We start from the raw sequence: 22,342 nt of genomic DNA on the forward strand, positions 1-22,342 counted from the left end.
CCCGGCAAGCCGGGATATTTTGGGACGCCAATATATATGTACCGCCTCGAAGTGGCTTGAAGTATTGAAGCTGGCGCTCTTTCCATTCGAGAGCGAAGCCTGTCATGCAATTACCCACTTCAACTTCAGCGCAGCATCACGCCGGTCAACTGGCGGAATACGACGCCTTACTGTCGAAGCTGCGCGATATCCCGACTTCAGGCATCCACACAGACAACACTTATTTGAGTGCTCAACCCTTTTCGCCTCTGGCTCGAGAGTTCGACAAGGGCAGCGCAAACATTGCCGAGGTCGTTCGGAGTATCGGCGCAGAAGTGCGCGCTGATCGCCTGTTGTGTCTCACGCATATCCTGAAATATTACGGGCTTGCGGTGCCTCAGCAACAAAACGCCACCACGCTTGTCCCACTGGTTCGCGAGCTGGAAGAAAGAATCGCGAACCATCGGCTGAGTCTAGAACAGGGTCTTGATATCAGCCGCCTGTTGACTACCGACGATCGTCTGAAGATCAATCAGGAAATCCGCCGGGTTCTGGGTGATGAAGAAACGCCCATCATTGACCGGCTGGCAAGGGAAGTCGAACCGGCCATTACCCTTGAACAGTTGCAACTGACACCCGAAGTCTGCCTGCTGCGCTTGCTCGACAGCCATAAGGCCCGTTATCTGACCCAGCGCTTGATCGACGTGTTGGAATGGTACGGCACTCGCCCCGGCGAAGCATCCGCTCCGGGTATCGGCCCCCGGCTTCTGGCCGCGGCCCTGCTTGCCTGGTATTGCCCGTGGGATGACGAAGAACCCGACACCATTGCCGGCTACAGCCTGCAACAACGCTCCAACTATGGCAAAAGTTACAACCGTCTTCGTCACGAATTCGAGACTCATCTGCTCGATTCGATGCGAGCCTCCACGGCCTTGGAAAAAGCCGTACTCGGCCGTCTGCTGCTGCGACAGTTTCCAGTCGAATTTCAGGTACGCAACATTCCGGATGATCTGCCTTATGCGACCTCGGTCGTCTGGGTCAATTTTGTCCATGGCGCCAGACTCGCCCATGCCCTTGATCCGGGACTACTGCAACGTCTGACGTTTCAGCAACTGGTGGATTTACCCCTGTGCAAAAGTCAAAGCACTTCAAAGTCATTGCTTGATCTGACTGCATTGACTCGCCTCGAAGCTGCCCGCGAGTGGACCTTGGCCACGGGAGCGATTGATCCGGCCGACGAGAATGCACAAGCCTTGACGCACCCGACCACCGCTCTGGAGAAATACACCGAACAATTGAACGCTGCGATTATCCGGATGGCGGCAGAACCGCCACAACGATTGGATCTGGCCAAAAAATCCTTGGTGGACGCGCTTGGCGAAGTCAACGATCCGCTCAGTACGAGACTGATGCGCGACGACGGTAACGCTGGAAAACTCAGCAAACGAAGCGTGATCGACACTCCGCCCATTCCAGGAACGACCTATCCCCTGGTTGAGGTGTATGCCTCGGGCGGCTTGTCGTCCAACACGAAGTGGTATGTCAGCGCCGACGGCAAGATCGGGTATTTTTGGATAAGCCTGTCCAGCGACGGCGCTCTCAAGAACGGCCTTACGAGAGCGCACACTGGAACCAGACTCCATTCTTTCCTTTCCACCGATACACCCTTACCCGACATATCAGCCCTGTTCGACAAACAGTTCAGCTCTTATCTCGATAAAGCCAAGGATGCCTACGAAACCCTGATCAAAAACCAACTCGTTACTTTGCCCTGGGTTGATCGTCAGGCTCTGGAACATGGAGAGGTCAGGGTCTACACCCTGAGGGAAGAAACCTCGAAAATCAAAGCGGATGACGAGACCAGTGAACTGATACTGCCCCTGCGGGCGCGCATGGGGTTTGTTCTGCGAGCCGATTATCGCGGCAAGGCGTCGTTTTACGAGTGCCTTCCCCGTGCCGGATTGATACGGATACGGACGGATGTTTCAGTCAAAATGGTCGGTGGCTACCGCAGAAACTTCCATGCTCCCAATGCTTTCAATGACGACTACGACGTTATACCCATCACGGGTGGCAACAAACTGCCGTTCGACTGGGAAGCCCACAAGAAAGGCATAAAACCGAAGCAGGGAGCGACCTGCTACGCCATTCTCGAACAATTGGGCGGCACCCTCAGCCGTTCATTGATCCCGCCGGCACATCACGACATCTCAGCGAACCTGACACTGTCCTCGTCCCGCTCCCTGGAAATTGCCTCTTTCATTTCGAAGAATCTGTTCTACCTCGACGAAAAAGAACTGCGGGCCAGTGCCTGGGGAGAAACGAAATTCGAGCGCGATCGCGATGAAAAACACTGGCTGTACATGCTCCAACCCTTCATCCCGTTCTGGGGCAGCCTCGATGATTTGCAATCCGACAATTTCGGCGATCGAGTCCTCGGGGCCATAGGGCTGATTGTGGATATCATTTCATTTGCCATGCCTTTGGGGAAATTCGCGGCTGGCAGTATGAGGCTGGTCATCCAGGCTGGCCGAATGGGAATTCGGGCAACGCTACCCTCGCTGGGCAAACTTTCAGCGAACCTCCTGACAACCAATCTGAGAAACCTCAATCCCCTGGATGCCCTGCCTGCCCTTCTTAAATCAACTGCACGTGGCGGTCGGGCGGGCGGTCGCGCATTGGTTCATCTCGAAAACAAAGCTTTGTTCAAACTCAAGAAACTGGCCGGACAGGCTGGTGAGTACGACTTCTCCCACGGCCTGACTCAAGTAACCGACCCCGGGCACTGGCGACCTCTGACAGATGCCGATCAACTGGCCATCGTCAAAGGCATTGAAGACGTCCCCGTGCGTAATGTCGTGCCGTTGGGATTTCGCCATTACCCGATCGATCCGCTGTCCTCTCGTCCGTTCGGGCCGTTGCTGTCGACTCACACCCACGATCTCTCGCTCGGTCGTTCCAGCTACCACCCACTGAAGAAAAGTGACGAGCATGTCTTCGTTGTATTGCCTGAGAAAGCCAGCGTTCGGGAAGTGCTCGAAATCGATGGCCGTACCACGGTACTGATCGACGACTTGCCCTACCGACTCGACGCAGATGATTTACGCCGCGTCGATCTGATCGATGACAGCAGCGCATTGACCCTGGTGCCCTGCCGGCCACGTCGCACGCCAAACGGCAGTAGTGACTGCCTCAGCAGTTTTGTGACGAGCGAGCCGGCCCCCACACCGCAAATCGGCTCGTTCGACGAAACCAAAGGGTACGCGCCATGGTTTGGCGACCGGGTATCCGTGCCGGTTGCACGGCTCCATCATGAAGGTCAGTTTCTTACCCATGAAGGCAATCTTTATCACATCATCAACAATGTCCCGACGCTCTACAAAGGTGACATCACCCAGCTCGGCTTTGCCAGGAAGTGGCTGGTGCCCAGCCGCGAGATACCGGCCAGCCTGATGTTCCGCAAAGGTATTTACAGCCGTATCGAGGTTAAGGGCGTCTATGAAGGCGCTGAGGACTCGCATCGGATCGGCGCCATTCTGGTGCCGTCCCTCGATGAGTCCAGCACTTATGTGTTTACCCGAATCAACACCGACAAGTATTACGTCGCGACAGTCCCCAAGGGACAAAGCTTGAGCGAGCCGCTGACCTTGAAACGCCTGCTCAAGCCCGACATGGCCGAAGGCACGCTGGGAGCGGAATTGTTACTGGTGTACACCGGGTCGTTGAGCGCCAACAACATCGCGCGCATCCATGGAGTCGAAGCCATTTCGCGTGCCATGAAAACCATGGAGGAGATCGCCATTCCCATCGGAACGAACCCGATACCGGCGAGCAGCATGAAACACTTGAAGGTCGACACCAGCCCTGGAGAGGCGTTGATGTTCGATCATTCGACCCGAATGATCGTCACGCAATTGCCCCAAGGCGCCACGTCCTGGAGCCGCAGCAAGGACGCGCCGGAAGCCCTGAGGCAACGAACGGCAAACATTTTCGATACCCTGTTCGGGTCGCCGACCATCGACGCCAGCAAGGCGAACAGTGCGCTGCGGATAAACCAGACCATGGAAAAACTGCACCAGTTGATCCCGCGGCGCCAACGCTCCTACAACCCGAGGAACATCGCCTACGCCGAGGTCATGACCACGACCGGGCAACGGGAAATTTATGTCAGCGTTTCGGGAGGCCAACAGGCGACCAGTCATTTGCCTCTGTTCAAGCAAAACCTGGGCGCGGATCAAGTCAGGGTCGGCGATTCTGTCTACTTCAATATCGATCTGAATCAGCACTTTCCCATTACATCCCTTGATGTGACCGATCAAGGCAAGCTGCTGGCCGTACCGACGACCATCAAGGACATAGGCACCTACAAGCCTGTGCAAACTGTCAGACCTACTTCTCTGGACAGCGAAAGCAAGTTGATCCGTGTGATTCGGGAAAAATACCCTGATTCTGCAGCGATCAAATCCATAGACGTCGCTACGACAATGCGCCCTTGCGAGTCATGCTCGATCGTGGTGAAAGAGTTCGGTTACGACGGCGGGGCAAATGCGCTCCAAGTGTTGTGGAATTAACTACAACTGCTGCAAATGCCCATAAAGCTTGGCGTACAAACCGCCATCAGCGATCAACTGCTGGTGGTCGCCATCCTCGGCGATTTTCCCGCCGTCGAACACCAGCACCCTGTCGGCCTGTTTCACCGCCGACAGTCGGTGGGCGATGATCAACGTGGTGCGATTGCTCAGGAACCGTGCCATCGCCTGATGAAGGTTGTATTCGGTGGCGGCATCCAGTGCCGAAGTGGCCTCGTCGAGGATCACCACTTTCGGCTCGGCCAACACCATCCGCGCAATCGCCAGGCGTTGCCGCTGGCCACCGGACAAACGCACGCCGGAGCGCCCGACAATGCTGTCCAGCCCATTGGGCAGATCGCGTATCGTGGCGTGCAACTGCGCGATTTCCAGCGCATGCCAGCAAGCCTCGTCACTGCGTTCACGGCCCATGGTCAGGTTGGCGCGCACGGTGTCGTTGAACAGCGCCGGGTGTTGCAGGACCACGGCGACATTCTCCCGGACAGTCTCCAGACCGATCTCTTGCTGAGTCGAACCGCCGAAGCGAATGGTGCCGGCCAGTGGCGTGTACAAGCCCAGCAGCAGTTGCACCAGGGTGCTCTTGCCACCCCCGCTGGCACCGACGATCGCGACTTTCTCGCCGGGGGCGATGGACAGGTTCATCTGATTCAGCACCAATTCGTCGCCGTAGCCAAAACTCAAGCCCTGAACCTCGATGCCCACCGTCTCGCGGCCATTGAACGGATCGACCCCTTTCGGGTATTCCGGCTCATCGGCGCGGGACAGCAGTTCGTTGATTCGCGAGAGGGCACCGCCCGCAGCGTAATAGGCGTATTGCAGGTTCAACAGCTGTTCAACCGGCCCGATCATGAACCACAGGTAGCTGAACACCGCGAGCATCTGGCCGATGGACAGGTCGGAAAACAGCACCGTCAGCATTGCCGCGGCGCGGAAAATATCGATACCGAACTGGAACAGCAAGCCGCTGGCCCGGTTTGAGGCATCGGTTTTCCACTGCGAACTCACCGCGTAATCACGGACTTCCCTGGCCCGCAGCCCCAGGCGACCGAGGAAAAAACCCTGACGGTTGCCGGCACGCACTTCCTGGATCGCATCGAGGGTTTCGGTCAACGCCTGGGTGAAGCGCGAAGTGCTGTCGTTCTCGAGCTTCTTCAGGTGCTTGACCCGCTTGCCCAACTGCACCGTGGCGTAGATCACCAGCGGGTTGAACAACAGGATCAGCAGCGCCAGTTTCCAGTGCATCCACATCAGAATGCCCGCGGTCCCCACCAGCGTCAGCATGGCCACGAGGAAACGGCTGAGGGTTTCGCCGACGAATTTGTCCAGGGTGTCCAGGTCGGTGACCAGATGCGTAGTCACCGTGCCGCTGCCCAGGCTTTCGTATTCCCCCAGCGAAATACGCTTGAGTCGCTCGATCAGCCGGATGCGAATGCGGTAGACGATGTCCTTGGCCAGCGCCGCGAACAATCGCGCCTGCACCACGTTGAAGAACAAGGCGGCGCAGCGCAGCGTCAGGGTCACCAGCAGCATCAGGCCGATGTAACCCGCAGCCTTCTGCCAGGGATCCGGCAGTGCGTGGTTCATGATTTTCAGCGCAGCGTCACCATGCCCCAGCAACACTTCGTCCACCAGCAGTGGCAAGAGCAAGGGGATGGGCACACTGCAAAGCGTTGCCAGCACGGCCACGCCGTTGGCGATCCACAGGGACTTTTTGTGATGAAGCGCCAGACGACGAATTTCCGCCCAGCTCAACCGATCGACACGTTTTACCGTTGCGCTATCGTCGGGCAGATCATGCACAGGCAGCGCGCTCCAGCCAGCGGCCGAGCAGCGGGGAAAGCACACTGAGCGGCTGGTAACCATTGGTCAGCAGCGCCAATTGACCATTTCGCTCAGCCAGCAAGGTCGGGAAACCGGCAATGCCCAGGTCCTGGACCCAGGTGAAATCGGCAGCCGTAGCGGCGTGCATATCGGCACGATCAAAAGCGGCGGCGAACTCGATGCGCGGCAGACCGGCCCGCTCCGCCAGCTCCACCAGAACGCTGGCGTGGGTAACATCGCGACCTTCGGCATAAAACGCCTGCTGAATCAGACCGAGCAGTTTCCACGCACAATCCGGCGCCAGGCTTCGCGCCGTCACCAGCGCCCGACAGGCGGGCTCGGTGTCGTAGACGAATCCATCCGGCAACGCCCCTTCCAGCTTGAACGGCTGGCCGGTGGCCTCGGTGACCGCCTGCCAATGCTCGAGGATGTAACGCCGGGTGGTCGGTTCAAGCGCCGCGCCACTGCCGGTACGCAAACCGCCCACCACCAGGTGCACGTCCACTCCTGCTGCCTGCGCCTGCTCGACCAGCGCGTTGGCCACCGGAGCAAAGCCCCAGCACCAGGAACACATCGGGTCCATCAAGTAGAGCAGGCGACATGCAGACATGATTCAAGCCTCGGAGTTGATTTGCTTGTAGTTGTAGCCGATCGGGTGAGGCATGTTGCGAGCCTTGGCCAGCTCGATCTGCTTTTGTCGATCGATGGCGCTGCGACGGGTTTTCTCACTCAGTTTGTCCCAGCAATGCGGGCAACTGATACCGGCCACGTAATGTTCGGATGCACGGTCTTCGACGCTGACCGGCGTACGACAGGCGTGGCACTGATCGTAGTCGCCTTCGCTCAGATCGTGGCGAACGGTCACGCGGTTGTCGAAGACGAAGCAGTCGCCCTGCCATTTGGTTTCTTCCTGCGGCACCTCTTCGAGGTACTTCAGGATGCCGCCCTTGAGGTGATAGACCTCATCGAAGCCTTCGCTGAGCATATAGCTCGAGGCCTTTTCGCAACGAATGCCGCCGGTGCAGAACATCGCGACCTTCTTGTGCACGGCCGGGTCGAAGTTGGCTTTGATGTAGTCGGGAAATTCGCGAAAACTGGTGGTTTTCGGGTCGATCGCGCCCTCAAAGGTACCGATCGACACTTCATAGTCGTTGCGGGTGTCGATCAACAACACTTCCGGATCGCTGATCAGCGCGTTCCAGTCCTGCGGATCAACGTAAGTGCCGACCTTTTTGTTCGGGTCCACGCCGTCCACGCCGAGGGTGACGATTTCTTTCTTGAGTTTGACTTTGGTGCGGTAGAACGGCTGCTCGTCGCAGTACGACTCTTTGTGGTCGATGTCGTCCATGCGCGGGTCGTTCTTGAGCCAGGCCATGAGCCCGTCGATGCCTTCGCGGCTGCCGGACACGGTGCCGTTGATGCCTTCTTCGGCGATCAGCAGGGTGCCTTTGATGCCGTTGTCGACCATCGCCTTGAGCAGGGGCTCGCGCAGGTCGACGTAATTTTCCAGGGTGACGAACTTATACAGTGCCGCCACGACAATCTGTTGTGTCATGGGTGATTCTCCAGGTGGCTACCCTCGTAAGGGGTGAACCGGATACGAAAAAAAACGCGCCGGGTGAGCGGCGCGTTGCATATTCTAACAAAAACCGTGTGCTTTAGGACCGCGAGATGACGTTGTGGCGAGCGAGCCTGCTCCCTCGCCACAATAGCCCATCAACCCATCACATTAATGACCGCCACCTGCACAAGTCGGCGAAGCCGGAGCCGCGTCGATCTGCGCCCACTCTTCTGGCGTGTAGGTATGCAGCGCCAACGCATGGAACTCACCCATCAGCTCGCCCAGCGTGGCATAGACCTTCTGGTGTCGCTTGACGCGATTGAGCCCGGCAAACTGCTCACTGACCACGACAGCCTTGTAATGGGTCTGCAACCCGCGGCTGTGCATATGGCTTTCATCCAGCACCTGCAGATGCTGGGGCTGCAGCAGGCCCAGCGTCGATTCGATGCGTTGTTGCATGGTCATACCAGACTCCGCTTAAGGCTTTTTCTTGGCTGGAGCGGTCGCGTCTTTCGGCGTCAGCTCGGCGGTCATGTCAGCCAGCAGTTTGTTGACCACCGGCACTGCGCTTTCCAGCTTGGCTTGAGTCATCTGGGCCGATTGCTGGGTCAGCTGCGGCATTTTTTCCAGGACTTTCTTGCCCAGCGGCGACTGGTAGAACGCTACCAGGTCCTTGAGTTCGGACTCGGTGAAGTTGCTGGTGTAGAGCTTGACCATGTCTGGCTTGAGCTTGTTCCAGCCAATGGCCTGGTCCAGGGCGGCGTTAGCCTTGGCCTGGTAGGTTTCGAGTACGGCTTTTTTCGATTCCGGGGCTTTGGTTTGCTCGAAGCGTTGAGCGAACATTTGCTGAACTTGCATGTACACCGGAGTGCCCAATTTGTCAGCGTGCGCCAGGGTCAGGAAGGCCTCGGCACTGGCGTTGTGGCTGGCGGTATCGGCAAAAACCTGGCCGCTGGCGCAAACCAGTGCAACCGCGGTACAGATGGCACGAAGACGAGTCATCGAGTTTCCTTTTCTAGCAGGCGAGGTAAAACCCCAAGGACGACCATTCTGCGCCTAAAAAAGTGTGTCACTCAACCCCAAGCCTTGTCGCGCCTGATTTAGAGGGGTTCAATGGACACAATTCAGACTGATGGAACCACGGCCGTGGATCACGGCCTAAACTGCGCAATCGAACTGACAGGAGTGTGACCGATGAGCCGTATCGAAACCGACAGCCTTGGCCAGGTTGAAGTCCCGGATGAAGCCTACTGGGGCGCTCAGACGCAACGCTCACTGGTTAACTTTGCCATTGGCACCGAACGCATGCCGCTGGCCGTGCTGCATGGCCTGGCGCTGATCAAGAAAGCGGCCGCCCGGGTCAACGACCGTAATGGCGACTTGCCCGCCGACATCGCCCGATTGATCGAACAAGCGGCCGATGAAGTGCTCGACGGCAGCCATGACGATCAGTTTCCCCTGGTGGTCTGGCAAACCGGTAGCGGTACCCAGAGCAACATGAACGTCAACGAAGTGATCGCCGGGCGCGCCAACGAGCTGGCCGGCAACGCGCGCGGCGGCAAGTCGCCGGTGCACCCCAACGATCACGTCAATCGCTCCCAGAGCTCCAACGACTGCTTCCCCACCGCCATGCACATTGCTGCCGCCCAGGCCGTGCAACATCATCTGCTGCCGGCAATCAACGAATTGTCGGGCGGACTGGCCGAGCTGGCGGCGCGCCACATGAAGCTGGTCAAGACCGGCCGCACGCACATGATGGACGCGACGCCGATTACCTTCGGCCAGGAAATCTCGGCATTCATCGCGCAACTGGATTACGCCGAACGGGCAATCCGCAGCGCGCTGCCGGCGATTTGCGAACTCGCCCAGGGCGGTACTGCGGTGGGCACCGGGTTGAATTCGCCCCACGGTTTCGGTGAAGCCATCGCCGCCGAGCTGGCCGCGCTTTCCGGTCTGCCGTTCGTCACCGCGCCCAACAAATTCGCCGCGCTGGCCGGCCACGAGCCGCTGACCACGCTGTCCGGCGCGTTGAAAACCCTCGCCGTGACGCTGATGAAAATCGCCAACGACTTGCGTCTGCTGGGCTCCGGGCCTCGTGCCGGATTGGCCGAGGTGAAACTGCCGGCCAACGAACCGGGGAGCTCGATCATGCCCGGCAAGGTCAACCCGACCCAATGCGAAGCCTTGTCGATGCTGGCCTGTCAGGTGCTGGGCAATGACGTCACCATCGGTTTCGCCGCGAGTCAGGGGCATTTGCAACTGAACGTGTTCAAACCGGTGATCATCCACAGCTTGCTGCAATCGATCCGCCTGTTGGGCGACGGCTGCAGCAACTTCCAGCAGCATTGCATCGCCGGCCTGGAGCCGGATGCCGAGAAAATGGCGGAACACCTGGAACAGGGGTTGATGCTGGTGACCGCGCTGAACCCGCACATCGGCTACGACAAATCGGCGGAAATTGCCAAGAAAGCCTACGCGCAAGGGCTGACCCTGCGTGAGGCTGCCATTGAGCTGGGGTATCTGACCGATGAACAGTTCGACGCGTGGGTGCGGCCGGAGAACATGCTGGAGGCTGGCGCCAAGGGCTGAGCCTTGTAGCGCCTGAGCGTCCGTAATCGCGGGCAAGCCCGCTCCCACATTGAACAGTGCACGCGGTCAAATGTGGGAGCGAGCCTGCTCGTGATGAACGATAACGCGAATCAGCTTGCTGCCATCCGCACTTTCCGCGCCTTGAGCCCGGCAATCAACGATGGCCCCAACGCCACCAACGCCGACCCCAGCACCACCAGCACCGCCCCGCCATAGCCCAGGCCATTGATCGTTTCGGCGTGCACATACGCAGGCCACCACAAGGCCGCCAGGGCCACGGCACCGAAAGTCACCAGAGGTGTAATCGCCAGGGTCGCACTGACCCGGGATGCTTCCCAATGGGCCAACGCTTCGGCAAAGGCGCCGTAGGCAATCAGGGTGTTCATGCAGCAGGCCAGCAGCAGCCAGCCTTGCAGTGGGTTCAATTGCAGCGCTTCGAGCGGATGCACCCACGGCGTCAGCAATAATCCGCAGAACAGGTAGATCACCATCATCACCTGCAACGAATTCCACACCGTCAGCAACTGCTTCTGCCCCAGCGCATAGAAGGTCCAGACCGTGGACGCCAGCAGCACCAGCAGCACGCCGGCGGTGTAATCGGTCAGCGAGGTCAGCAGCTCACTCAAACGCTGATTGAAAAACAGGGCGAAACCGACCAGCAGCACCAGCAAGCCAATCCCCTGCCCCAGGCTGAAGCGCTCCTTGAACACGAACACACTGGCGATCAGCAACATGATCGGCCCCATCTGCACCACCAGTTGCGCGGTGCCGGGGCTGAGCAGGTTCAGGCCCATCAAATACAACACGTAGTTGCCCACCAGACCCAGCACCGCCATCAACACCAGCCAGCCACCTCGCGGGCCAAGCGCTCGGCGACTGGGCAAACGCCGGGTCGCCGCCAGGTAGATGAACAGGCAGCCACCGGACACCATCAGGCGAAACCAGGTCACCGTGACCGGGTCCATCACCAGCAATACCTGTTTGAGCTTGATCGGCAGGATTCCCCACAGCAACGCGGTCAACAAGGCCAGGAACAGACCGTAAACCCAGCGACCCGATGAAATGTGCATGTGATCCCCAGAGCGAACGTTCAAGAGCCCTCATTCTAGGCGCACCCTCATGTGGCACACAGGGACAGTTTGCGTCTGGCCGCTAATGAAACTGTGCAGGTCGCATCATGGATTTGACGGCCAGCCCAAGCTGTTTATCGCACGGCCTCGAACAACCCGGTAGCCCCCATCCCGCCGCCCACGCACATGGTGACGATGCCGTAACGCAGGTTACGTCGCTGCAACTCGCGAACGAGGTGACCCACCTGACGCGATCCGGTCATGCCGAAGGGATGGCCGATGGAAATCGAGCCGCCATTGACGTTGTATTTGTCGTTATCGATTTCCAGGCGATTACGCGCGTACAGGCACTGCGAGGCGAACGCTTCATTGAGTTCCCACAGGTCGATGTCGGCGATCCGCAAACCTTTGGCCTTGAGCAGCTTGGGCACCGAAAACACCGGGCCAATGCCCATTTCATCCGGCGCGCATCCGGCCACGGCAAAACCCCGGAAGAACGCTTTCGGCTTGAGTCCCAGTTCAAGGGCTTTTTCCAGGCTCATTACCAGGGTCATGGACGCTCCGTCTGACAACTGCGAAGAGTTGCCGGCCGTCACCGAGCCGTCCTCGGCAAACACCGGGTTCAGACCCGCCAGACTTTGCAGCGAGGTGTCGGGGCGGTTGCAGTCATCGCGATCCACCACCCCCTCAACGATCTGCACCTGGCCGGTGGCCTTGTCTTCAACGCGGTATTTCACTGCCATCGGCGCGATTTCATCGTCGAACAGCCCGGCGGCCTGGGCCTGAGCCGTACGTTGCTGGCTTTGCAGGGCATACAGGTCCTGCTCTTCGCGGCTGACGTTGTAACGGCGAGCGACGATTTCCGCAGTCTGGCCCATCGGGAAATAGATACCCGGCACCTGCTCCTTGAGCAGCGGGTTGATCAGGTTGTCGGTGTTGACGCTTTTCATGGTCAGGCTGATCGACTCGACGCCACCGGCCACGATGATGTCGCTGCAGCCGGAAGCGATCTGGTTGGCCGCGATGGCGATCGCCTGCAAGCCCGACGAACAGAAGCGGTTGAGGGTCATGCCGGCGGTGCCGATACCCAGTTGCGACAGCACGGCGACGTTGCGACCGATGTTGTAGCCCTGCGCACCTTCGTTGGAACCGGCACCGACGATGCAGTCCTCGACGCTGGCCGGGTCGATACCGGTGCGTTTCAACAAGGCGTTGACACAGTGAGCCGCCATGTCGTCGGGACGGGTCATGTTGAATTTGCCGCGAAAGGATTTGGCCAGGCCAGTCCGCACGCTGTCGACGATCACCACTTCACGCATGGCATACCTCATTGTTGTTGTCGGTTGAGAGTGAGCCGAGCATAAGCTCACTCAATTACCGGCCGCGACAATCATTCACCTCGCGTATGCGCAACCATCGGTTTATTTCTTGCCTTTCTGTGCCTCGCGTTCATGTCTGTCGGACTTTTCGAAGGCTTGCTCCAGTGCCAGGTTGATGGTGCGCAAGACCTTCACCCGCGCCCAGCGCTTGTCATTGGCTTCCACCAGGGTCCAGGGCGAAATCTCGGTACTGGTGCGGTCGACCATGTCGCCGACGGCGCCGCGGTAGTCATCCCATTTATCGCGATTGCGCCAGTCATCCTCGGTGATCTTGAAGCGCTTGAAGGGAATATCTTCGCGCTCCTGGAACCGCTCCAGTTGCGTCTGCTTGTCGATGGCCAGCCAGAACTTGACCACGATCACGCCGGCATCGGCGATCTGCTCTTCGAAATCGTTGATTTCACCGTAGGCGCGCAACCAGTCGGCCGGGCTGCAGAGGCCTTCGATGCGCTCCACCAGCACCCGGCCATACCAGGAGCGGTCGAACACGGTGAACTTTCCCCGGGCCGGAAGATGCCGCCAGAAACGCCAGAGATACGGCTGCGCCCTCTCCTCTTCGGTCGGCGCGGCAATTGGCACGATGTCGTACTGGCGCGGATCGAGCGCCGCGGCAACCCGGCGGATCGCCCCGCCCTTGCCCGCCGCGTCATTGCCTTCGAACACCGCCACCAGTGCATGGCGCCGCATTCGCTTGTCACGCATCAACCCGGAAAACCGAGCCTGCTCGGTGATCAGTTGCTCTTCATAATCCTCTTTGTCCAGGTGCAACGTCAGGTCAAGGCTATCGAGCAAGTTCACCTGATCGACGCTGACGGGCAATGGCGCGGCACTGACTTTGACGGGGTGGATCGTCGGCCGGTTCAGGGCGCTTTGCAGGCCTTCGAGCAAAATCCTGCCCACCGCCAGGCTGCGATAGCGCGGATCCATCCCGGCGATCACATGCCATGGCGCGTAGTCACGGCTGGTGCGACGCAGAATGCGTTCGCCGTACTTCACAAACTTGTCGTAGGTTTGCGATTGCTGCCAGTCCAGCGGGCTGATGCGCCAGCTGTGCAGCGGGTCATCGGCCAAGGCCTTGAGGCGGTCCTTCATTTGCTTCTTGGAGAGGTGAAACCAGAACTTGAAGATCAAGGCGCCTTCATCGCACAGCATCTTTTCCAGGCGCTCGGCGCCATTGATGCCCTGGTCCAGTCGAGCGTTCTTGAAGACGCCATGCACCCGCCCCTGCAACATCTGGCTGTACCAGTTGCCAAAGAAGACACCCATGCGCCCCTTGGCCGGGAGCATCCGCCAGTAGCGCCAGGCCGGTGGTCGCGCCAGTTCCTCGTCGGTTTGCTGATCGAAGGTGCGAACCTCGATCAGGCGCGGGTCCATCCATTCGTTGAGTAATTTGACCGTCTCGCCCTTGCCGGCGCCTTCAATACCGTTGATTAAAATGATCACCGGAAAACGCTTTTGCTGCTGCAACTCGAATTGCGCTTCGAGCAAGGCTTCACGCAGGGCCGGTACTTCGGTGTCATAGGTTTCTTTGTCGATCACGTGATCGATTTCAGCAGATTCGAACATGAATGGCTCCCTTCCAGATGTGAGCAAGACTAGCGGATCGGGCTGCTTTTGGTCGCAGAAAATTCCTTGGGGGAGCGAGCCAGCTCGCGATGTACGTCAACGATAAAGCGGTTTGTCTGAATAACCGCGGTGCTCTTGAATTCATCGCGAGCAGGCTCGCTCCTGCAAGGGCAAGTCTTCTCATCATGGCGATCGGCTAGAATGGCCGCCTTGCCGTTGCCGAGCCTGCCATGAAACCTGTAATGCCCCACGCCCAACTCGACTGGGACGACCAAGGTCGCCCGTATTCGCGAGTGTTCGACGATGTGTATTTCTCCGACAAGTCGGGGCTGGACGAAACCCGCTATGTGTTCCTCGAGCAGAACCGCCTGGCGGAACGCTTTGCCGCGTTGCCCCAGGGCGGTCGACTGGTGATTGGCGAGACCGGTTTCGGCACCGGGCTGAATTTTTTATGTGCCTGGCAGGTGTTCGAGCAACACGCGGCAACTGATGCCCGATTGCATTTTGTCAGCGTCGAAAAATACCCCTTGAGCCCGGCCGATCTGCAACGGGCCCTGGCACTGTGGCCAGAGCTCAAACCCCTTGCCGATCAATTGCTGGGGCAATACGTGGCGATCCATCAAGGGTTCCAGCGCCTGACACTGGCCAATGGCCGGGTGACCCTGACACTGCTGATCGGCGACGCACTGGAGCAGTTGCCGCAACTGGACGCCCGGATCGACGCCTGGTTTCTCGACGGCTTTGCTCCGGCGAAAAACCCCGACATGTGGACCGCTGAACTGTTCGCCGAACTGGCACGCCTGGCCGCCCCCGGCTCGACCATCAGCACCTTCACCAGCACCGGTTGGGTCCGCCGCCTGCTCAATGCCGCCGGCTTCAAAATGAAACGCACACCCGGCATCGGCCACAAGTGGGAAATCCTGCGCGGCGAGTTCCTTGGCTGGCCCCAGGAAGTTGCCGCTCCGGCGCCGGACAAGCCCTGGTTTGCCCGACCTGCCGCGCTGACCGGTGAACGCCGCGCCTTGGTGATCGGTGCCGGGCTCGCCGGTTGCGCCAGTGCCGCCAGTCTCGCTGCACGGGGCTGGCAGGTGAGCGTGCTGGAGCGACACAAGGATGTCGCACAGGAGGCTTCGGGCAACCCGCAAGGCGTGCTTTACCTCAAGTTATCGGCCCATGGCACGACGCTGTCGCAAATGATCGTCAGTGGTTTCGGCTACACCCGGCGCCAGCTCGAACACTTGCAGAGAAGCACCGACTGGGACGATTGCGGCGTGTTGCAACTGGCGTTCAATGCCAAGGAAGCCGAACGTCAGTTGCAACTGGCCGAGGCCTTTCCCGCGGACCTGCTGCACCTGCTGGATCAGCCCCAGGCGCAAGCGCTGGCCGGTGTCGGCCTGGCGCAGGGCGGCCTGTACTACCCGGAAGGTGGCTGGGTCCATCCGCCGGCGCTGTGCCAATGGCAGATGGCGCATCCGCAGATTCAATTGCTCGCGCATCACGATGCCCTGGAATTGCGCAGGGTCGATGGCGAGTGGCAGGCCTGGAACGGCGAGCAGTTGCTTGCCTGTGCACCGGTGGTGGTGCTGGCCGGCGCTGCCGAGATCCAGCGCTTCCCGGAAACCGCCGGACTGCCGCTCAAGCGCATTCGCGGACAAATCACTCGCCTGCCGCAAACCCCGCAGAGCCAGCCGCTGAACACGGTGGTCTGCGCCGAAGGCTACGTCGCCCCGGCGCGTCTGGGCGAACATACCCTGGGCGCCAGTTTCGATTTCAAGAGTGACGACCTGACGCCGACCACCACCGAACACTTGGGCAACCTGGCGATGCTCGAAGAAATTTCCCATGACCTGGTCACGCGCCTGCAGGCCAATGAGCTTGACCCCGAAAGCCTCCAGGGTCGCGCCGCCTTTCGCTGCACCAGCCCCGACTATCTGCCGATCGTCGGCCCCTTGGCCGACAGCCAGGCATTTGCCCAGGCCTATGCCGCGCTGAGCAAGGACGCCCGACAGGTGCCGGACGTCGAATGCCCGTGGCTGGATGGTTTGTACATCAACAGCGGCCACGGCTCGCGCGGCTTGATCACCGCACCGCTTTCCGGGGAACTGCTGGCGGCCTGGCTGGATGACGAACCCCTGCCACTGCCCAGAAGCGTGGCTGAAGCCTGCCATCCCAACCGGTTTGCCTTGCGGCGCCTGATTCGCCGAACCAACGCCTGACGCAGCCCCTTGCGGTCGGATGACGTTCAGCCAAACGGCGGCCCATCCGGCCCTTATAACTTATCGGTCTAAAACTCCGGGGATTCAGCCGGGTCAGTTTTTGAGTACCCGCCGTTTTGGCGCGGTAATCGAATGACCCTCCCCAACGGAAAAACCGGTAAGGAATTTATGTGCGGATTAGCTGGCGAGTTACGTTTTGACAATCAACCTGCAGACCTCGCAGCGGTTGAACGAATCACCCATCACCTGGCGCCTCGCGGCCCCGACGCCTGGGGTTTTCACAGTCAAGGGCCAATAGCCCTGGGCCATCGCCGCCTGAAAATCATGGACCTGTCGAACGGTTCGGCGCAGCCGATGATCGACCACCAATTGGGCTTGTCCCTGGCCTTCAACGGCGCAATCTACAACTTCCCCGAACTGCGCATCGAACTGGAAAGCCTCGGCTACGCCTTCTATTCCGGTGGCGACACCGAAGTGCTGCTCAAGGGCTTTCACGCCTGGGGCGAGGCGCTGCTGCCCAAACTCAACGGCATGTTTGCCTTCGCCATTTGGGAGCGCGACAGCCGACGCCTGTTCATCGCCCGTGACCGGCTCGGGGTGAAACCGCTGTACCTGTCGCGCACCGGCCAGCGCCTGCGTTTTGCCTCGTCCCTGCCGGCGTTGCTCAAGGGCGGCGACATCAACCCGATCCTCGATCCGGTCGCGCTCAATCACTATCTGAACTTCCACGCCGTGGTGCCGGCCCCGCGTACCTTGCTGGCGGGCATCGAAAAACTGCCGCCGGCCACCTGGATGCGTATCGAGGCCAATGGCAGCACCGAGCAGAAAACCTGGTGGACCCTGCCCTACGGCCCACACGCCGATGAGATGAATCTGACGCTCGAAGACTGGCGCGACCGGGTGCTCGACAGCACGCGTGACGCCGTGGCGATCCGTCAGCGTGCGGCGGTCGACGTTGGCGTGTTGCTGTCCGGCGGTGTCGATTCGAGCATGCTGGTCGGTCTGTTGCGTGAAGTCGGCGTGGAAAACCTGTCGACGTTCTCCATCGGTTTCCAGGACGCCGGCGGTGAGCGTGGCGACGAGTTCCAGTATTCGGACCTGATCGCCAAACACTACGGCACTCGCCACCATCAACTGCGTATCGACGAAAAAGAAATCATCGAGCAGTTGCCCGCCGCGTTCCGCGCCATGAGCGAACCCATGGTCAGTCATGACTGCATCGCCTTCTATCTGCTGTCACGGGAAGTGGCCAAGCACTGCAAAGTGGTGCAAAGCGGCCAGGGCGCCGACGAACTGTTCGCCGGCTATCACTGGTACCCGCAGGTGGACGGCGCGAGCGACCCGTATGCCGCCTATCGCGAGGCGTTTTTCGACCGCAGCTACGACGAATACGCCGCCACCGTTCAGCCCAAATGGCTGACGGCCAACGACGCTGCCGGCGACTTCGTGAAGAAACATTTCGCACAGCCCGGTGCGGACGCAGCGGTGGACAAAGCCCTGCGCCTAGACAGCACGGTGATGCTGGTGGACGACCCGGTCAAACGCGTCGACAACATGACCATGGCCTGGGGCCTGGAAGCGCGCACACCGTTTCTCGACTATCGCCTGGTGGAGTTGTCGGCCCGGGTGCCGGGTCAATACAAATTGCCGGATGGCGGCAAGCAGGTGTTGAAGGAAGCCGCGCGCCAGGTGATTCCGAGCGAGGTGATCGACCGCAAGAAAGGTTACTTCCCGGTACCGGGCCTCAAGCATTTGCAAGGCGAGACCCTGAACTGGGTCCGCGAACTGTTGCTCGATCCGAGCCAGGATCGCGGTCTGTTCAAGCCCGCCATGCTCGACCGCCTGCTGACCAATCCGCAGGGGCAGTTGACCCCGCTGCGCGGTTCCAAACTGTGGCAACTGGCAGCCCTGAACCTGTGGCTCAGCGAACAAGGAATCTGATCGATGAAACCTCACGCCACGGCCATCAACCAACGCTTGTTGCGCGGCCAGACACCCTCCTACGAACGCTTGCAGGCGCGCCTGGCCGAAGATGGCAGCGAGTTGGGGGGCGCGCCAATCGCCGTGCATTGCGGCTGGGGCCGGTTGCTGATCGGCCACACCTTTGCCGATGCGGCCAGCCTCGCTCAGGAGTTACTCAACGAACAGCCCGGTGAGCGCGACATCGCCCTGTATGTCGCCGCGCCGCAACAAGTGCTGGGACTGGAGCCGACCCAGTTGTTCCTCGACCCCTCCGACACCTTGCGCCTGTGGTTCAGCGATTACCGTCAGGCCACCCGGGTGTTTCGCGGCTTTCGCATCCGCCGTGCCCAGAGTGCAGCGGACTGGAGCGCGATCAATCAGCTGTACCAGGCGCGGGGCATGCTGCCGATCGATGCCACGTTACTGACGCCACGGGGCTCGGGCGGGCCGGTGTACTGGCTGGCCGAAGACGAGGACAGCGGCGCGGTGATTGGCAGCGTCATGGGGCTGAATCATCACAAGGCCTTCAATGATCCGGAAAACGGCAGCAGCCTCTGGTGCCTGGCGGTCGACCCGCATTGCTCGCGACCGGGGGTCGGTGAAGTGCTGGTGCGCCATCTGATCGAACACTTCATGAGTCGCGGCCTGAGTTACCTCGACCTGTCGGTGCTCCACGACAATCGCCAGGCGAAGAACCTCTACGCCAAGCTCGGTTTTCGCAACCTCTCGACGTTCGCCATCAAGCGCAAGAACGGAATCAACCAGCCGTTGTTCCTCGGCCCGGGCCCCGAGGCGCCGTTCAATCCCTATGCGCGGATCATCGTCGAAGAAGCCCATCGACGCGGCATTGATGTGCAGGTCGATGACGCCGATGCCGGGATGTTCACCCTCAGCCACGGCGGGCGCCGGGTGCGCTGTCGCGAGTCCCTCAGCGATCTGACCAGCGCCATCAGCATGAGCCTGTGCCAGGACAAAAGCCTGACCCACAACGTGCTCAAGAACGCGGGCCTGAACCTGCCATCGCAGCAACTGGCCGGCAATGCTGATGATAACCTGGCGTTTCTCGACGAGCACCACAGGGTGGTGGTCAAGCCGCAGGATGGCGAACAGGGGCAAGGTGTGGCGGTGGATTTGCAGACCATCGAAGACGTCCAGCACGCCATCGAAGCCGCTCGTCGCTTCGACAGTCGCGTGCTGCTGGAAAGCTTCCACGAAGGCCTTGATCTAAGGATTCTGGTGATCGGCTTTGAAGTGGTCGCCGCCGCAATTCGTCGACCGGCCGAAGTGGTCGCGATGGCCAGCATTCCATCGGCGCGTTGATCGAAGCCCAGAGCCGACGCCGACAGGCCGCCACGGACGGTGAAAGCAAAATCCCGCTGGATGCGGAAACCCAACGCACCTTGCATACCGCCGGCTACGACTACAGCAGCATTCTGCCGGCGGGCGAGCACTTGTTCGTACGGCGTACGGCGAATCTTCACACCGGCGGGATTCTCGAAGACGTCACCGCGATCCTGCACCCGACACTGGCGGATGCCGCCGTGCGAGCCGCGCGGGCGCTGGATATTCCCGTGGTCGGCCTCGACCTGATGGTGAGCGCCGCCGATCAACCGGCGTATGTGTTCATCGAAGCCAACGAGCGGGCCGGACTGGCCAACCATGAGCCACAGCCGACGGCTGAACGCTTTGTGGATCTGTTGTTTCCCCATAGTCAGCCGATCGTTTCCTAGTCACGTAGTGCCTGGGCGACCGCCTTTGCTGGAAACAAAATTCCTCCTCATCGAAACCATCGATGTGCTCAACCCCATCTGGAGTTTCCATGACCCTCAAATACCCGGAACCCGATCTGACCTACCTGCAAAAAGTCCTGCTGGAAATGCTCGCCATTCCCAGCCCCACCGGGTTCACCGACACCATCGTGCGCTATGTGGCCGAACGCCTTGAAGAGCTGGGCATTCCCTTCGAAATGACCCGTCGCGGCACCATTCGCGCCACGCTCAAGGGCAAGAAGAACAGCCCGGATCGCGCCGTTTCCGCGCACCTGGACACCATTGGCGCGGCCGTGCGCGCCGTCAAGGACAACGGCCGCCTGACCCTGGCTCCAGTGGGATGCTGGTCGAGCCGTTTCGCCGAAGGCAGTCGCGTCAGCCTGTTTACCGACAACGGAGTAATCCGTGGCAGCGTATTGCCATTAATGGCGTCGGGACATGCGTTCAACACGGCAGTCGATGAAATGCCAATCAGCTGGGATCACATCGAATTGCGCCTGGATGCCTACTGCGCCACCCGCGCCGATTGCGATTCGCTGGGCATCAGTGTCGGCGATTTCGTCGCCTTCGACCCGCTGCCGGAGTTCACCGAAAGCGGCCACATCAGCGCTCGCCACCTCGACGACAAGGCCGGTGTGGCGGCGCTGCTGGCGGCGTTGAAAGCGATCGTCGACAGCGGTGAGGAATTGCTGATCGACTGTCATCCACTGTTCACCATCACCGAGGAAACCGGCAGCGGCGCGGCGGCGGCACTGCCTTGGGACGTCAGCGAATTCGTCGGCATCGACATCGCGCCGGTCGCCCCCGGCCAGCACTCCAGCGAACATGCGGTGAGCGTGGCGATGCAGGATTCCGGTGGGCCGTATGACTATCACTTGTCACGGCACCTGCTGCGCCTGGCCAGTGACAACGAGTTGCCGGTACGCCGCGATCTGTTCCGTTACTACTTCAGCGATGCTCACTCGGCCGTGACCGCCGGCCATGACATCCGCACCGCCCTGCTCGCTTTCGGCTGCGATGCCACCCACGGCTACGAACGCACCCACATCGACAGCCTCGCGGCCCTCAGTCGCCTGCTCGGCGCCTATATCCTCAGCCCGCCGGTGTTCGCCAGCGATGCACAACCGGCCAAGGGTTCGCTGGACCGCTTCAGTCACCAGATCGAACACGACACCCAGATGGAAAGCGATACCCGGGTGCCGTCGGTGGACAGTCTGGTGGGGCAGCGCAACGATAGATGATCCTGGACTTCATCGACTGGGCCGACGCCATCGCGGGCAAGCCACGCTCCCACAGGTTCTGAGTTGCTTACCTTTTTGTGGCTTGCCCGCGAAGACGCCGGATCAGACAACACTCAAGCCCGGGCTGGCAGCAACCCGCCATTCGCCGTAGCATCGCGCCATTGATTTAACCGAGGTGCCTATGCTGATCCCCCACGACCAACTTGAAGTCGACACCCTGACCCGCCTGATCGAAGATTTCGTGACCCGTGACGGTACTGACAATGGTGATGACACCCCGCTGGAGACCCGTGTACTACGGGTACGTCAGGCGTTGACCAAGGGGCAGGCATTGATTGTCTTCGACCCGGAAAGCGAGCAATGCCAGTTGATGCTCAAGCACGACGTACCCAAGCACCTATTCGACTGATTTTTTCGCTCGGGCCAGTTTGCGCTGGATGCGCTCGTAGATTTCGTTTCGGTGCACATTGACGTGGCGCGGAGCCTCGATGCCGAATCGCACATCATTGCCGTTGATGCCAACGACGCGTATCGAAATGCTGTCACCGATGGAAATCAACTCGCCCACAACACGGCTGAGTACAAGCATGGCCTTCGTCC

The 22,342-nt window shown here is 60.1% G+C and carries 15 protein-coding genes and 1 pseudogene; 7 read left to right on the forward strand and 9 right to left on the reverse strand.

Annotation, left to right across the window (positions count from 1 at the left end):
• Nucleotides 1-104: 104 nt before the first annotated feature.
• Complete coding sequence (locus tag JQF37_RS18425) at nt 105-4,550, forward strand: hypothetical protein (protein ID WP_130206855.1); 4,446 nt, start codon at nt 105-107, stop codon at nt 4,548-4,550.
• On the opposite strand, the gene JQF37_RS18430 is transcribed toward JQF37_RS18425, so the two are convergent.
• From JQF37_RS18430 to JQF37_RS18450, 5 genes are all read right to left on the reverse strand, one after another.
• Nucleotides 4,551-6,368, reverse strand: coding sequence for an ABC transporter ATP-binding protein (locus tag JQF37_RS18430; RefSeq protein ID WP_130206853.1), 1,818 nt, complete (start codon nt 6,366-6,368; stop codon nt 4,551-4,553). It abuts the gene before it with no gap.
• A complete protein-coding gene (locus JQF37_RS18435; RefSeq protein WP_177329346.1) occupies nt 6,361-6,963 on the reverse strand; it encodes a DsbA family protein in 603 nt (200 codons plus the stop codon). Before JQF37_RS18435 ends, JQF37_RS18430 begins: the two co-directional genes overlap by 8 nt.
• A 39-nt stretch (nt 6,964-7,002) precedes the next feature.
• Nucleotides 7,003-7,944 carry a rhodanese-related sulfurtransferase gene (locus tag JQF37_RS18440; RefSeq protein ID WP_130206851.1) on the reverse strand — a complete coding sequence of 314 codons (942 nt, stop codon included), beginning with the start codon at nt 7,942-7,944 and terminating at the stop codon, nt 7,003-7,005.
• 174 nt (nt 7,945-8,118) lie between these two features.
• A complete protein-coding gene (locus JQF37_RS18445; RefSeq protein ID WP_130206849.1) occupies nt 8,119-8,415 on the reverse strand; it encodes a BolA family protein in 297 nt (98 codons plus the stop codon).
• A gap of 12 nt (nt 8,416-8,427) precedes the next feature.
• Nucleotides 8,428-8,952, reverse strand: a complete 525-nt coding sequence (locus JQF37_RS18450) for a DUF2059 domain-containing protein (protein ID WP_103405727.1) — start codon at nt 8,950-8,952, stop codon at nt 8,428-8,430.
• 192 nt (nt 8,953-9,144) lie between these two features.
• On the opposite strand from JQF37_RS18450, the gene JQF37_RS18455 reads away from it, so the two are divergent.
• Entirely contained in the window at nt 9,145-10,539 is a 1,395-nt protein-coding gene (locus tag JQF37_RS18455; RefSeq protein ID WP_130206847.1) for a class II fumarate hydratase, read from the forward strand.
• A 110-nt stretch (nt 10,540-10,649) separates the two neighbouring features.
• On the opposite strand, the gene JQF37_RS18460 is transcribed toward JQF37_RS18455, so the two are convergent.
• The 3 genes from JQF37_RS18460 to pap form a co-directional block, all read right to left on the reverse strand.
• A complete protein-coding gene (locus JQF37_RS18460) occupies nt 10,650-11,609 on the reverse strand; it encodes a DMT family transporter (RefSeq protein WP_130206845.1) in 960 nt (319 codons plus the stop codon).
• A gap of 134 nt (nt 11,610-11,743) precedes the next feature.
• Nucleotides 11,744-12,928, reverse strand: coding sequence for a thiolase family protein (locus tag JQF37_RS18465; protein ID WP_130206843.1), 1,185 nt, complete (start codon nt 12,926-12,928; stop codon nt 11,744-11,746).
• Between the two features lie 102 nt (nt 12,929-13,030).
• Nucleotides 13,031-14,554 carry a polyphosphate:AMP phosphotransferase gene (pap, locus tag JQF37_RS18470; RefSeq protein ID WP_130206841.1) on the reverse strand — a complete coding sequence of 508 codons (1,524 nt, stop codon included), beginning with the start codon at nt 14,552-14,554 and terminating at the stop codon, nt 13,031-13,033.
• A gap of 230 nt (nt 14,555-14,784) precedes the next feature.
• On the opposite strand from pap, the gene mnmC reads away from it, so the two are divergent.
• The 5 genes and pseudogenes from mnmC (at nt 14,785) to JQF37_RS18495 (ending at nt 22,151) form a co-directional block, all read left to right on the forward strand.
• Nucleotides 14,785-16,770, forward strand: coding sequence for a bifunctional tRNA (5-methylaminomethyl-2-thiouridine)(34)-methyltransferase MnmD/FAD-dependent 5-carboxymethylaminomethyl-2-thiouridine(34) oxidoreductase MnmC (gene mnmC / locus JQF37_RS18475; protein WP_130206839.1), 1,986 nt, complete (start codon nt 14,785-14,787; stop codon nt 16,768-16,770).
• Nucleotides 16,771-16,938: 168 nt separating this feature from the next.
• Complete coding sequence (locus JQF37_RS18480) at nt 16,939-18,711, forward strand: N-acetylglutaminylglutamine amidotransferase (protein WP_130206876.1); 1,773 nt, start codon at nt 16,939-16,941, stop codon at nt 18,709-18,711.
• 3 nt (nt 18,712-18,714) lie between these two features.
• A pseudogene (ngg, locus tag JQF37_RS18485) lies at nt 18,715-20,462 on the forward strand (N-acetylglutaminylglutamine synthetase).
• Nucleotides 20,463-20,551: 89 nt separating this feature from the next.
• Nucleotides 20,552-21,742 (forward strand): osmoprotectant NAGGN system M42 family peptidase, encoded by a 1,191-nt coding sequence (locus JQF37_RS18490; RefSeq protein WP_130206837.1) that lies wholly within the window; start codon nt 20,552-20,554, stop codon nt 21,740-21,742.
• Nucleotides 21,743-21,923: 181 nt separating this feature from the next.
• Entirely contained in the window at nt 21,924-22,151 is a 228-nt protein-coding gene (locus tag JQF37_RS18495; RefSeq protein ID WP_003199186.1) for a YheU family protein, read from the forward strand.
• On the opposite strand, the gene csrA is transcribed toward JQF37_RS18495, so the two are convergent.
• A complete protein-coding gene (gene csrA, locus JQF37_RS18500) occupies nt 22,140-22,331 on the reverse strand; it encodes a carbon storage regulator CsrA (protein ID WP_130206835.1) in 192 nt (63 codons plus the stop codon). The two genes, JQF37_RS18495 and csrA, sit on opposite strands and share 12 nt — an antisense overlap.
• Nucleotides 22,332-22,342 lie beyond the last annotated feature (11 nt).

The organism is Pseudomonas sp. MIL9 (genome assembly GCF_016887925.1).
GTDB lineage: Bacteria > Pseudomonadota > Gammaproteobacteria > Pseudomonadales > Pseudomonadaceae > Aquipseudomonas > Aquipseudomonas mohnii.